The sequence below is a fragment of the Longimicrobiaceae bacterium genome, assembly GCA_036375715.1.
In the GTDB taxonomy this organism is placed as follows: Bacteria; Gemmatimonadota; Gemmatimonadetes; order Longimicrobiales; family Longimicrobiaceae; genus DASVBS01.
On the sequence record DASVBS010000031.1, the window covers coordinates 191,985 to 204,749 of the forward strand.

Genomic DNA, 12,765 nt, shown 5'->3' on the forward strand with positions numbered 1-12,765 from the left:
AGGGCAGATCGACTTGCCTCGCTGCCCTCGCTCCTTTCCCACCCGTCTCCGCCCTACGTCCCTAAAGATCCCCCGGAAGAAGCGCCCTACCGCACCCGGCAGACCCTGCCGCTTTTCTTGCCGAAGACCTCCCGATCCTACACGCCAGGAATTTTCATAAGTTACTTCTACAGCGGTGCTTAGGTAGATCTGCCAGGGGCGCGCTGCGGCTGGTATGGCACGTGCCTTAGCCAGTGGCCACGAATCCGCACTCTTACGTCGTGGAGTCATGGCCGACGAGAAAGAAAAGGACGCCGCGCCGAAGCGCGGCGGGAAGAAGATGATCCTGGCCATCGTGCTGCTGGTGGGCGCGGTGGCGGGCGGTGGAGCGGGGGCCGTCTTCGCGGGCCCCCTGCTGGCGGAGATGATCCTGGGGCCCGCGGGCGCACCCGTCGCTGAAGCGCGGACGAGCGGGGAAGGGGAGCACGGGGAATCGGATGGTCATGGCGCCGTCGGGGCAGCCACGTATCTGGTCGACAATCTCGTCCTCAACCCGGCCGGATCGAATGGCACGCGCTTCCTGATGGCGACCGTCGCCTTCGACCTCGAGCAGGCCGAGGCGGCCGCCCAGATGGGGGCGCGCGACGCCCAGGTGCGTGATGCTCTGCTCAGCGTGCTCGGCCACAAGACCGTCGAGCAGCTCACCGACATCACCGCTCGTGACAGCCTGAAGAGCGAGCTGAAGGACGCCGTATCCGGATTCTTCCCCGAGGGAACGATCCGGGCGATCTACCTCCCACAGTTCGTCATCCAATAAGCCCGTGTCCAACGAGCACTTCGATCCGGAGGCGGGCCAGGGGGGCACGGCGGTGGAGGAGGAGCTCCCGACCGCGGAGCGTCGCGAGCGCGGTCTGCGCTCGGTAGCGGAGGTCAAGACCTACGACTTCCGTCGCCCTCACCGCGTGTCCAAGGAGCGCCTGCTCGCCCTGGAGGCGATGTACGAGCGCTTCGTGAAGTCGCTCGAGGGATGGCTGGTCGGCCGCGTGCGAACCAAGGTCGAGCTGGCCCTGTCCTCGGTGGAGCAGATCAGCTTCTCCGAGTTCACCCACACACTCAGCACTCCCTGCGCAGCCTATCTCTTCCGGATCCAGGATTCGGGCGGGATGAAGGGGGTGATCGACGTGGGTCAGGACTTCGCCTACTTCCTGGTCGATCGACTCTTCGGCGGGGGCGGCACGCCGTCCGTCCTGCCGCGCGCGCTCACCCCCCTCGAGCGCATGGCGGTGCGTACCGTCGCGGACCGGGTGCTCGTGCTCCTGACCGAGATCTGGCAGGACCACATCGCCCTCGACGTCGAGGTCAGCGGGTTCGAGTCGATCCCGGAGATCCTGCGCGCGGAGAGCCGCGACGACCCCATGCTCGTCGCGAACATCGAGACCACCGCGCCGGGCGTGAAGAGTCACCTCTCCATCTGCCTGCCGCTCGCCACGCTGGAGAAGTTCTTCAGCTCGAGCGGCCAGGGGCAGGCGGGGATGATCACCGGCTCGGAGAAAGAGCGTAGCCACTATCGGCGGATGGCCGAGAAGTCGTTGCGCGCCACCCGCCTCGACATCTCCGCTCGGATGCCGGACTTCAAGCTTTCCATGCGCGAGCTGGGCGCGCTGCGGGAAGGAAGCGTCGTGGCGACGGGGATCCCCTGCGACACCGAGCTCCAGATCCTGATCAATGGTCGGCTTCGCTTCCGTGCGGCTCCCGGACGGGTAGGTCGACGCCTGGCCGTGAAGATCCTGGGGCAGCTCGGCCCCGGAAACATCGACGACATCACCAATCATTCAGGCGAATCGGATGTCTGACATCGAAGCGATGAACAAGCTGACCGAGCCCCCCGTGTCCGCAAACTTCGCGGAGCTCGCGGATGGCGAGGCGACGGACGGCGAGGTCTCCATCAACATGCTCCTCGACCTCACCCTGCCGGTCTCCGTCGAGCTGGGGCGAACCAGCATGCTGGTGCAGGACATCCTGCGCCTCGGGCGGGGCTCGGTGATCCAGCTCGAGCGCCTCGCGGGCGAGCCGATCGACATCTACGTCGGTGACCGGCGCTTTGCCGAAGGCGAGGTGGTGGTGCTGGGTGAGCAGTTCGGCATCCGCATCACCCGGATCGTGTCCCAGGTGACCGGCGCCGAAGCCTGATGAGCTTTGCCGCGGTCGGGAGCATCGTCTTCTCCCTGGTCCTGGTTCTGGCACTGGTCGGGATCGGCGCACGGCTGGCGCAGCGCTTCGCGGGCCGCATCGGCTCGGGTCGCGGTCGGCTGCCGCTCGAGGTGGTGCAGCGCGTGGCGTTGGGGCCGAAGCAGGGAGTCGCCATCGTCCGCATCGGCGAGCGTGCGCTCGCCGTGTCGATGGGGGAGGGTGGCGTGCGAACGTTGATGGAGCTGGACGAGGGGAGCGTCCGCGCCATCACCGCACCCGCCGAAGCGGCGCCGCCGCCGCTCCGTGCCGTGCCGAGCTTCCGCGAGGCCCTGGGGTCCGCTGTCCGCTCCGCGTTGCGCGGCGCGGCGATCTTCGCGGCCATCTCGCTCGCGCTGAGCGCGAGTCCCGCCGAAGCGCAGCAGGCCCAGCAGGTGGAGTCGATCACCAGCGTCTCCACCCCCGACGTGGAGCGGATCGACCAGGCTATTACCCGTGTGGCGCCGACCATCGACCTGCGGGTAGGTGACGAGGCGGAAGGTGGGCTGCGGCTGAGTGGCACCGTGGGCGTGGTGGTGATGATGGGGCTGCTGACGCTCCTGCCCACCCTGATCCTGATGATGACCAGCTTCACCCGCATCCTGGTCGTCCTCCACTTCCTGCGGCAGGCGCTGGGGACGCAGAGCGCCCCGCCCGCTCACCTGGTCGCGGCGCTGGCGCTGCTGCTCAGCGGCTTCGTCATGGCGCCCACCCTCCGTGAGGTGAATCAGACCGCCATCCGCCCCTGGCTCGACGGCGAAATCCAGCAGGCGGAGATGATGAAGACCGGCGTCGTTCCGTTCCGCGAGTTCATGGCGGATCAGGTGCGCGAGCGCGACCTCGCGATGTTCATGGATCTGGCCGAGGTGCCCGCGGTGCGTAGCGTCGACGAGGTGCCGCTCGTGGTGCTGGTCTCCGCCTTCGTCACCAGCGAGCTGCGCACCGCCTTCCAGATCGGCTTCGCGCTCTTTCTCCCCTTTATCATCATCGACCTCGTGGTCGCGGCGGTGCTGATGAGCATGGGGATGTTCATGCTCCCGCCGGCGATGGTCTCCCTGCCGGTGAAGCTCCTTCTCTTCGTCCTCGTGGACGGGTGGTCCCTGATCGTACAGGGGCTGATTTCCAGCTTCCGCTAGAGGCGCCGTCATGTCGCAGGGAATGGTGATCGATCTCGCGCGTAACGCGGTGATGCTGGCGCTTCTGGTGGGCGGCCCGCTGATGGTCGTGGCGCTGGTGGTCGGCCTCCTCGTGAGCGTGCTGCAGGCCGTGACTCAGATCCAGGAGCAGACCCTTTCCTTCGTGCCGAAGCTGATCGCGGTCTCGATCGCTTTCCTGGTCGCGCTGCCCTGGATGATCGAGATGATGGTCCGCTACACGACGGACCTGTTCCGCAGCATTCCGGTGATCGCCTCGTGACGCACTCCCCCGCCGACCTGCTCACCCCAGCGGCCGTGAACGCGCTGCTTCTACTCGCCTTTCGGCTGGGCGGGATGCTGCTCGTCGCGCCGATGTTCTCGTCGCGCACGGTGCCGGTGATGGTCCGCACGTCCCTGTTGATCGTGCTGACCTGGTTCCTGGCTCCGGTGGCGGTCGGTGCGGCAGGCGCAGGCGCTCCCTCGCTCACCCCGCTGAACGCCCTCACCGAGACGATGGTGGGGTTCGCAATCGGTCTGGGGGCGGCGGTGCTCCTGGCGGGCGCCGAGGCGGCGGGCGAGATCCTCTCGCTTTCCATTGGTCTGTCAGGCGCCGCCGCGCTGGATCCGGTCAGCCACGCGTCGCTGCCGGTGATGGGCCAGTTCACGAACCTCTTCGCGCTGACGCTCCTGCTGTCGCTCGACGGCCATATCGGGATGCTCGACGCCCTGGCGGCGACCCTGCGCTTCCTTCCGGTGGGCGCGGTGGTAGAGGGCGCCGACGGGCTGATCGCCATGGTTGCACTGGGCTCACGGCTGTTCCTGCTCGGGCTCCAGTTCGCGGCTCCGGTCGTCATGGTAGTCATGCTGGCCAACCTGGCCCTCGGCGTGCTCAGCCGCGCCGCGCCCCAGATGAACATTCTGGCGGTCGCCTTTCCGGTACAGATCGGTCTGGGGCTGATCGCGCTGTTCGCCTCGCTGCCGCTGATCGCGACCTTCTTCACGGGCTGGGATCGCGTCTACGACGAGGTCATCAGCCAGGTCCTCTTCGCGCTGTCCGGAGGGAGGCGCTGATGGCGGATCGGGAGGATCGCACAGAGGAAGCAACCCCCCGGAAACGGGAGGATGCACGTCAGGAAGGACGGGTTCCCCGCAGCCAGGAGCTCACCACCGCGATGCTATTCCTGGCTGCGGCGGGGATTCTGTACGGACTCGGTCCGGCGCTCGCCCGCGGGGTCGCCTCCACGGTGACCTACGGGATGATGTCGGCCACCTCGTCCCTGCTCAACGAGCAGGGGGCGGTGGAGTTCATCCGGCAGATCGGCTGGAAGCTGCTGGCGGCCATGTCCGCCTTCCTGCTGGCGACAAGCGGCGCGGCGCTGGGGGTGTCCGCGGTTCAGGCGCGCGGAGTTCTCACGCTGAAGCCGCTCGAGCCAAAGTGGGAGCGCCTCAACCCGATCCCCAACGCCCGGCGCATCTTCGGTCTGCAGAGCCTGATGGAGCTCTGCAAGTCGCTGCTGAAGCTGCTGGTGATCGGTCTGATGCTCTACTTCGCGCTGCGAAACGCGTGGAGTGACGGCCTCGCCCTCGCCCAGCAGTCGCCGCGCCAGCTCGTGGAGGTGCTGCTCCGGTACTCCGTCCGTGTGCTGATGACCGTGGGGATCGCCTACCTCGCGCTCGCCCTCGCCGATTACACCTGGCAGATCTGGCAGCACGAGAGAGATCTGCGGATGACCAAGCAGGAGGTGAAGCAGGAGCACCGCGAGAACGAAGGCGACCCGATGCTCAAGGCCCGCCGTCTGTCGATGGGACGATCGCTGGCCCGGCGGCAGATGTTCCAGGAGGTGCCGAACGCCGACGTGGTGGTCACCAACCCGACGCACATCGCCGTCGCGTTGCGCTATGACCCCGCCCGCGCCGACGCCCCCATCGTGGTGGCGATGGGGCAGCGGAAGGTGGCCGAGCGCATCAAGCGGATCGCCCGCGAGGCGGGGGTTCCCACGATCGAGAACAAGCCGCTCGCGCGCGCCCTGCTCGCCAGTGCGAAGGTCGGCATGATGATCCCGGCAGAGCTGTACGTGGCGGTCGCCGAGATCCTCGCCTTCGTCTACAGCCGACGCGGCGACCCGCGGCGTGAGAGAGGGTACGCGTGAGCACCGCCGCCGTGGGGATCCTGCCGCCGGTGCTTGCCAGCCGGCGGAACGCGGAAGTGGGGATGGCGATCGCAGTGGTGCTCGTCATCGCCCTGCTGATCGTTCCACTGCCGGCCTTCCTGCTGGACCTCTGCCTGGCGCTGAGCATCAGCCTCAGCCTGGTGGTGCTGCTGGTCGCGCTCTACACGACCGACCCGCTGGAATTCAGTGCCTTCCCGGCGCTGATCCTCCTGCTCACACTGTTCCGTCTGTCGCTGAACGTCGCCAGCACGCGGCTGATCCTGTCCGAGGGCGAGGCGGGCGCGGTGATCGAGGCCTTCGGTCAGTTCGTGATCGGCGGCAATTACGTCGTCGGCCTGGTGATCTTCCTGATCCTGGTCGGGATCAACTTCATCGTGATCACCAAGGGTGCGGGCCGCGTGGCCGAAGTCGCGGCGCGTTTCACCCTCGATGCGATGCCCGGCCGGCAGATGGCGATCGACGCCGACCTCAGCGCCGGCCTGATCGACGAGGTAGAGGCGAAGCGACGGCGCGAGGAGATCACGCGCGCGGCGGACTTCTACGGCGCCATGGACGGCTCCTCGAAGTTCGTGAAGGGAGACGCCATCGCCGGGCTGCTGATCACGGCCATCAACATCCTCGGTGGGATCTTCGTCGGGATGGGGCAGCGGGGTATGCCGCTGTCGCGCGCGCTCACGGAGTACACGATTCTGACCGTCGGCGACGGGCTCATCTCGCAGATCCCGGCGCTGATCGTCAGCACCGCCGCCGGCATCATGGTGACGCACGCCTCGGGCGGCCTCCGTGTGGGTCCCGCGCTGGCGAGCCAGCTCAGCGCGCACCCGCGGGCATTGTGGATCTCCTCGGGGGTGATGGCGACCTTCGCGGTCGTTCCCGGCCTGCCTACCCTCCCCTTTCTCACGCTGGCGGGCGGTACCGCGCTGCTCGCCCGCGCCGCGACGGCGAGCGAGAAGCTGCGACTGGCACGGGCGGAGGAAGCGGAAGCCATCGAGCAGGAGCCGGCGGTCGAGGAGAGCCCGCTGCGCGACCTGCTGCAGCTCGATCCGATCGAGCTCGAAGTTGGTTACGCGGTGATTCCGCTGATCGACGAGGGTCAGGGCGGCGACCTGCTGGAGCGCATTTCCCTGCTGCGGAAGCAGGCCGCGCTGGAGCTGGGAATCCTGATCCCGCCGGTGCGCATCCGCGACGACCTGCGACTTCCCGCCAACGAGTACGTCATCAAGCTGCGCGGCGCCGAGATCGCCCGCGCCGAGGTGATGCCGCGCTTCCTTCTCGCCCTGGATACGGGCGGGGTCTTACGCCCGATCGAGGGGATCGAGACGGTCGATCCCAGCTTCGGCATGCCCGCGCGCTGGATCGCCGCCACCAAGCGGGGAGAGGCGGAGTCGCTCGGCTATGTGGTGGTAGAGCCGTCCACGGTGGTGGCGACTCACCTGATGGAGGTGCTGAAAGGCAACGCGGCGGATCTCCTCGGGCGGCAGGACGTGCAGGAGATGCTGGATGCGCTGCGGAAGACGCATCCCGCGCTGGTCGACGACATGGTGCCCAACCGGGTCTCGCTCGGGCTGCTGCACCGCGTGCTTCAGCGGCTGCTGAAGGAGCGCATCCCCATTCGCGACCTGGTGACCATTCTCGAGGCGCTGGGGGACGCCGCGGAAGGGACGAAGGATCCCGAGGTGCTCACCGAGCACGTCCGCCGGGCGCTCTCCAACGTGATCGCGCGCCTGTACATGGACAGCTCGGGTTCGATCCGGGGGATCACGGTGGGCCCGCGGCTCGAGGCGGCGCTCATGGGCCTCTTCAGCCCCCGCGCCGGCCAGTCGAACCAGACCCTGCTGAATCCGGATTCGCTCGCGGCGCTGCTGCGCGACCTGTCGCAGCTGGCGGCGACCCACTCGACCGACGGTCGTCCCGTGCCGCTGATCACGCCGCCCGGCCTGCGCGTCGGCATCCGCCGCCTCATCGAGCCCGTGCTCCCCGCGCTCCCGGTGGTCTCCATCGGCGAGCTGCCACCGCACGTGAATCTCAATAGTGTGGCGACGTGGGAAATGGTATGAGCTGGAAATTACGAATTACGAATTACGAATTACCAATTCTTGATTCATTCGTAATCCGTAATTCGTAATCGGTCATTCGTAATCCGTAATTCGTAATCCGCAATTGCCGCCAACGTTTGGGATCGTCCCGTGAACCTTCAGCGTTTCCTCGCTTCCGACCCCTACCGCGCCTTCGAGGCCGCTCGTGCGGCGCTCGGGGACGACGTGATGGTGGTTCGCTCGCGGGATTACCGCGAGGGGGAGCGGAGGGTCTTCGAGATCGTGGCGACCACGGAGGCCGAGGTCGCGGCGTTCCGGCGTCGGATCGAGGCGGGTCCGTTGCCGGAGCGGGGGCATGTCGTTCGACGGGGGGCGGCGCGGCCGCTGGTGATCGCGCTGGTCGGGCCGACGGGGGCGGGGAAGACGACCACCCTCGCCAAGCTGGCGTCGCACCCGCAGGTCTTCGGCAAGCGCGCGGTAGGGCTGCTGACGCTGGACACCTATCGGGTGGGCGCGATCGAGCAGCTCGGCATCGTGGCCGAGCTGACGGGGCTGCCGCTGGAGGTGGCGTACGCTGCGGGCGAGGTTCGCGCGGCGATCGACCGCCTGGCCGCCTCCTGCGAGGTGATCCTCGTCGACACCCCCGGGCGCGGCCCGAAATCCGAGGCGAACGGGGAGTGGGGCTCCCTCCTCGAGGAAGCCGACGCGGACGAGGTGCACCTCGTCCTGCCGGCGACCCTGCGCGGAGACGTGGCGGACGCCGCCGTTCGCTCCTTTGCCGAGCGCGGCGTCACCCACCTCCTGTTGACCAAGCTCGACGAGGTGCCGGGCGAGGTCGGGGTCGCCGACCTGGCGGCGGCGGTCAGCCTGCCGGCGCGCTGGATCACCGACGGGCAGGAGATCCCCACGGACCTGCGCCCCGCGGGCACTCGCATCCTCGCCTCGCTGGGGCTGTCCTTCACCGCTGATCCGCTGCGGAGCGTCGCATGAGCACGCAGCTCGAGGCTCTGCGCCGGCAACGCTCCGTACGCCCGTTCCTGTCCTCACGCGGGGATGAACGGAGTCCGGTCGTCTTCGCCAGCGGGAAGGGTGGAAGCGGCACCTCCACGCTGGCCGCGCTGCTCGCAGTGGGTGCCGCCGGCGAGGGCCTGCGGGTTCTGCTGGTGGATGGCAGTGCGGGGATTGGCTCGCTGCACCTCTACCTGGGGACCGAGGCTGGTAGAGGTTGGGCCGCCCTGAAGGAAGGCGCTTCGCCGGAGGAACTGCTGGTGGCCGTAGCGGAGCGGCTCACCCTGCTCCCGAGCGGTGAGGCCACGGCCGCGAGCGCGGTCTCGGCCGCGGAAAGGCAGGCGCTCTTCCGCCGCCTCGCGCCGCTCTTCCCCGCCTACGACCTCGTGGTGGTGGACGGCGGCTCGCGCGTGGAGTCTGTGATGGCCGCATGCGCGGCCGGCGCTTCCCGGCTGGTGGCCGTCACCACGCCTGATCGGGTGTCGCTCGCCGCCACCTACGCGCTGGTCAAGGTGGCTCTCGCGCGCATGCCGGATCTGTCGGTGGCGGTCCTCGCGAACCGGGGTGGCGATGGGGCGGGCGAGAGTATTCGCGCGGCGGCGGTGCGCTTCCTCGACCGAACGGTGGATGCAGTGGGCGCCATCCCGGACGACGAGTGCCTGCGCGCGGGGATCAACGCGGGCATGAACCTACAGGACGCGGCGACGGGATCTCCGGCCGCCGCAGCAATCATCAAAGCGGGAAGTCGATTCGTGCGCGGTCTCCGTGCGGGTTCGGCGGCCGGCGAAACGCTACAACTCTCTCGGAGGTCGTTCCCATGAACGAGGCATCCTTCCCGGAACAGCGGCCGGACGGCACGCTGGAGCCGCTCGCGCGCGACCGTCTGCTCACCGAGCACCTCGGCCTGGTGCACCACGTGGCCCGGCAGCTCTCTCGCCGCCTGGCCGTGGAGGTCGATTTCGACGAGCTGGTCAGTGCCGGCACCATCGGCCTGATGAACGCCGTCGACTCGTTCGACCCTGGGCGCGGCCTCGCGTTCAGCACCTTCGCCGCCCCCCGGATTCGCGGCGCCATTCTGGACGAGTTGCGCCGCCAGGACCACGTACCGCGCTCGATCCGGCGCAAGAGCCGCGACATCGCAGCTGCGCGCGAGGGCTTCACCCGGGAGCACGGCTACGCCCCCACCGACCAGGAGCTGGCGGACCAGCTTCAGGTGGATCTGAAGACCTTCTGGCGGTGGCAGTCCGAGGTCGAGGGAGCCTTCTTCGTGCCGCTCGACCAGCCCTTCAACGAGGACGACCGCCGCTCCGGCACCCCCATGCAGAGCGTCCCCGGTGTGACCGGGGAGATGATCGAGGACGACATCAACCATCAGCAGGAGGTCGAAGTCCTCCGCGAAGCGATCATGGGGCTGAAGGAGCAGGAGCGCATCGTCCTCTCCCTCTACTACTTCGAGGAGCTGAAGCTGCACGAGATCGCGACCATTCTCGAGCTGACTGAATCGCGCGTCTCGCAGATTCGCTCCAAGGCGATCTCCAAGCTGCGCTCGGAGATCGGCTCTCTCCGGGAGCAGGTCGCATGAGCACGGTCATCGAGGCGCTGCTCGCCGTGGTGCGGGAGGCGCGGGTCTCGCCAGGCCCCTACGCGTTCGCCGTCGGTGCGGGTGCGCTCGGAGGGGCATTGCTGGCGCTGGCGATTGCGCGGATCGCGCTGGCAATTGTGAGGTTCCCGCGCCGGCGCTCGAGCCACGTCGCTTCGCTCTTCCCCAGGAGAGGAGCACAGACGGAGATCGTCCGTGCCGGCATCCCGCGGGACGCGATGGAGTTGCTGAGGCACGTCCGCGCGAGTCCTCGCGGCCGGCGGAATCTGCCGCTTCCGGCACGAATTGCCGTGCCTTTGTCGGCAGCGGGCCTGCGCGCCAACCGCGATCTGAACCTGGAACTCGTTGCCACGGAGGGAGTTGCGCACGATGTCCGACGACGCCGCCGGTCGGCACGGCCGTTGCCCCTCCGCCCGCCGACCCACACCTCGACTCACTCGCTCGGGAGCAGGGCATGAGCGGTCCGATCAACGGGATGAGGCAGGCGGCCAGTGCGATGCGCTACTGGGAGCGCCGCCAGGAGATCGTCGCGAACAACCTCGCGAACGTGGATACCACCGGCTTCAAGGCCGAGCGGGTTTTCGCGCGGATGCTTGGCGATGGGATGGGGCCCGTGGCGGATACCCGCACCGATCTCCGGCACGGTGCGCTCCAGCAGACGGGCTCCCCCCTCGATCTCGCTATTGGCGGCGACGGCTTCTTCGTCGTCTCCACGCCGGCCGGCGAGCGGCTCACGCGCGGCGGGAGCTTCCGCCTGGACGATGAAGGGAGAATCGTCGACGCGAACGGAAACTTCCTCCTGGCGGAGACCGGTTCCGTGGTCGTGGACGGTGGGGCGGTCGAAATCGATGGATCGGGGGAGATCCGGGTGGACGGCAAGGTCGTCGGCACCCTTCGGATCGAAACCGTCCCGCCCGGAGCGGAGCTGCTGCACCAGGAGGGGACCCTCTTCGTCCCCGGCGACGCCACGATACCGATCCCCGCGGGGGATCGCCAGGTACGCCAGGGCCACCTCGAGGATAGCAACGTCAGCTCGATTGACGCGCTGGTCGACATGATCTCGATCCAGCGCGCCTACTCCGCGGCTCAGAAGGCCATGGTCACCCTGGACGAGGTCCGGGGCACGATCGCGAACGATCTGGCGAAGCCGGTATGACGGCTATCGGCTACAGCCGACCGACAGCTCAAGCCGGGCTGACAACTGATAGCCGACGCTGATAGCCGATAGCCAGAGGCAAGCCTACTCCACCTACTCGCAAACGCAAAATGGATCCAGCACTTCGCGCCGCGGCAACCGGGATGCGGGCGCAGCAGACCCGCACCGAAGTCATCGCGAACAACCTCGCCAACGTCAGCACGACCGGGTTCAAGCGGAGCCGCGCGCACTTCGAGGACCTGCTCTACCAGACGGTGCAGGGGTCGAGCACGGTCGGGCAGGATGCCGCCTCCACCGTGCCCGCCATTCAGGTGGGGCGCGGCACGCGGCTCTCCGCGGTGCAGCGACTGCACACGCAGGGGCCGCTGGAGCAGACCGATCGCCCGCTCGACGTGGCCATCGAAGGCGAGGGCTTCTTCCAGATCGAGCTGCCCAACGGGACCATCGGCTACACCCGCGACGGCTCCTTCACCATCTCGGACGAGGGGACGCTGGTTACGCAGAGCGGGTACGCCGTGGTGCCCGGGATCCGCGTTCCGGACGACGCCTCCGACATCGCCATCTCCCGCACCGGCATCGTGACGGTGCAGGTCGCCGGCGAAGCCGGACGGATGGAGGAGATCGGACGGATCGAGCTGGCGCGCTTCGCTAATCCGACCGGTCTGCTCGCGCTCGGGGAGAACCTCTATGCGGAAACGGCCGCCTCAGGCGAGCCGGTGCTCGGCTACCCGCAGGAGGACGGGCTCGGGCGGCTGGTTCAGGGGAGCCTGGAAGCGAGCAATGTGGAGATCGTGCAGGAGATGGTCGACATGATCACCGCCATGCGCGCCTACGAGGTCAACTCGAAGTCGATCCGCAACAGCGAGGAGATGCTGCAGATCGCCAACAGCCTGGTCCGCTAAGGTGCCACTGCAGTCGGCCACGTACCGGATCTTCCTGGTGATCTCCTGGGCGGTGGGACTGGCGGCAGTTAGGACGGCAGAGGCGCAGGCTCAGGCGCCGACCTCTGCGCCCGAGCTCGCCTCGGCCGCTGGCGACGGGGCCGGTTCTGCCATGCCGGCCGTCTTGAGGACGCAGCCGGTCGCGGCGCGGGAGATCGGACGGGGCTCGGTCCTGACCGAAGAAGACATCCGCTACGCGCCGGTGCCGGAGCGGGAAGAGAGCTGGCAGGAGGCGCCCGCTAATCTGGTCGGATGGAAGGTGCGCCGACTGATCCGGGAAGGAGAGCCGCTGCGTCCCCCGGCGGTGTCACCGCCCGAGCTGGTTCGCGCGGGCGAGCCCGTGGAGGTGCTGTATCGGGGCCGTTCCGTGGTGGTCCGCGTGAAAGGCACCGCGGCCGGTTCAGGCACGATGGGCGAGCGCGTGCTGGTGCGCGTGGACGCGCATCGGCGCCTGGAGGGGGTGGTCATCGGACCGGCCCTCGTCGAACTCGAATCGAATGAGCGCAGGTGAC

General features: G+C 68.3%; 15 protein-coding genes. All 15 read left to right on the plus strand.

The window, feature by feature from the left end; translation table 11 throughout:
* The first annotated feature begins 268 nt into the window (after positions 1-268).
* Positions 269-796 carry a flagellar basal body-associated FliL family protein gene (locus VF167_06290; GenBank protein HEX6925018.1) on the plus strand — a complete coding sequence of 176 codons (528 nt, stop codon included), beginning with the start codon at positions 269-271 and terminating at the stop codon, positions 794-796.
* A gap of 4 nt (positions 797-800) precedes the next feature.
* Positions 801-1,832, plus strand: coding sequence for a FliM/FliN family flagellar motor switch protein (locus tag VF167_06295; protein ID HEX6925019.1), 1,032 nt, complete (start codon positions 801-803; stop codon positions 1,830-1,832).
* The gene (gene fliN / locus VF167_06300) at positions 1,825-2,169 is read left to right on the plus strand and encodes a flagellar motor switch protein FliN (protein ID HEX6925020.1); all 345 of its coding nucleotides are present in this window, start codon (positions 1,825-1,827) and stop codon (positions 2,167-2,169) included. Before VF167_06295 ends, fliN begins: the two co-directional genes overlap by 8 nt.
* Positions 2,169-3,341 carry a flagellar type III secretion system pore protein FliP gene (gene fliP, locus VF167_06305; GenBank protein HEX6925021.1) on the plus strand — a complete coding sequence of 391 codons (1,173 nt, stop codon included), beginning with the start codon at positions 2,169-2,171 and terminating at the stop codon, positions 3,339-3,341. Before fliN ends, fliP begins: the two co-directional genes overlap by 1 nt.
* Before the next feature lie 10 nt (positions 3,342-3,351).
* Positions 3,352-3,621, plus strand: a complete 270-nt coding sequence (gene fliQ / locus VF167_06310; GenBank protein HEX6925022.1) for a flagellar biosynthesis protein FliQ — start codon at positions 3,352-3,354, stop codon at positions 3,619-3,621.
* Positions 3,618-4,412 (plus strand): flagellar biosynthetic protein FliR, encoded by a 795-nt coding sequence (gene fliR, locus VF167_06315; GenBank protein ID HEX6925023.1) that lies wholly within the window; start codon positions 3,618-3,620, stop codon positions 4,410-4,412. The genes fliQ and fliR overlap by 4 nt, the downstream gene beginning before the upstream one ends.
* Positions 4,412-5,491, plus strand: a complete 1,080-nt coding sequence (gene flhB / locus VF167_06320) for a flagellar biosynthesis protein FlhB (GenBank protein HEX6925024.1) — start codon at positions 4,412-4,414, stop codon at positions 5,489-5,491. The genes fliR and flhB overlap by 1 nt, the downstream gene beginning before the upstream one ends.
* A complete protein-coding gene (flhA, locus tag VF167_06325; GenBank protein ID HEX6925025.1) occupies positions 5,488-7,569 on the plus strand; it encodes a flagellar biosynthesis protein FlhA in 2,082 nt (693 codons plus the stop codon). Before flhB ends, flhA begins: the two co-directional genes overlap by 4 nt.
* Positions 7,570-7,698: 129 nt before the next feature.
* Entirely contained in the window at positions 7,699-8,538 is an 840-nt protein-coding gene (locus VF167_06330) for a hypothetical protein (protein ID HEX6925026.1), read from the plus strand.
* Positions 8,535-9,377: a cellulose synthase operon protein YhjQ/BcsQ gene (locus VF167_06335; protein HEX6925027.1), complete on the plus strand. Its 843-nt coding sequence runs from the start codon at positions 8,535-8,537 to the stop codon at positions 9,375-9,377. Before VF167_06330 ends, VF167_06335 begins: the two co-directional genes overlap by 4 nt.
* Complete coding sequence (locus VF167_06340) at positions 9,374-10,138, plus strand: FliA/WhiG family RNA polymerase sigma factor (GenBank protein HEX6925028.1); 765 nt, start codon at positions 9,374-9,376, stop codon at positions 10,136-10,138. Before VF167_06335 ends, VF167_06340 begins: the two co-directional genes overlap by 4 nt.
* A complete protein-coding gene (locus VF167_06345) occupies positions 10,135-10,614 on the plus strand; it encodes a hypothetical protein (GenBank protein ID HEX6925029.1) in 480 nt (159 codons plus the stop codon). The genes VF167_06340 and VF167_06345 overlap by 4 nt, the downstream gene beginning before the upstream one ends.
* On the plus strand, positions 10,611-11,312 hold the full coding sequence (locus tag VF167_06350) for a flagellar hook basal-body protein (GenBank protein ID HEX6925030.1): 702 nt from the start codon (positions 10,611-10,613) through the stop codon (positions 11,310-11,312). The genes VF167_06345 and VF167_06350 overlap by 4 nt, the downstream gene beginning before the upstream one ends.
* Before the next feature lie 110 nt (positions 11,313-11,422).
* On the plus strand, positions 11,423-12,214 hold the full coding sequence (gene flgG / locus VF167_06355) for a flagellar basal-body rod protein FlgG (protein HEX6925031.1): 792 nt from the start codon (positions 11,423-11,425) through the stop codon (positions 12,212-12,214).
* A gap of 1 nt (position 12,215) precedes the next feature.
* On the plus strand, positions 12,216-12,764 hold the full coding sequence (gene flgA / locus VF167_06360) for a flagellar basal body P-ring formation chaperone FlgA (protein HEX6925032.1): 549 nt from the start codon (positions 12,216-12,218) through the stop codon (positions 12,762-12,764).
* Position 12,765: the final 1 nt, after the last annotated feature.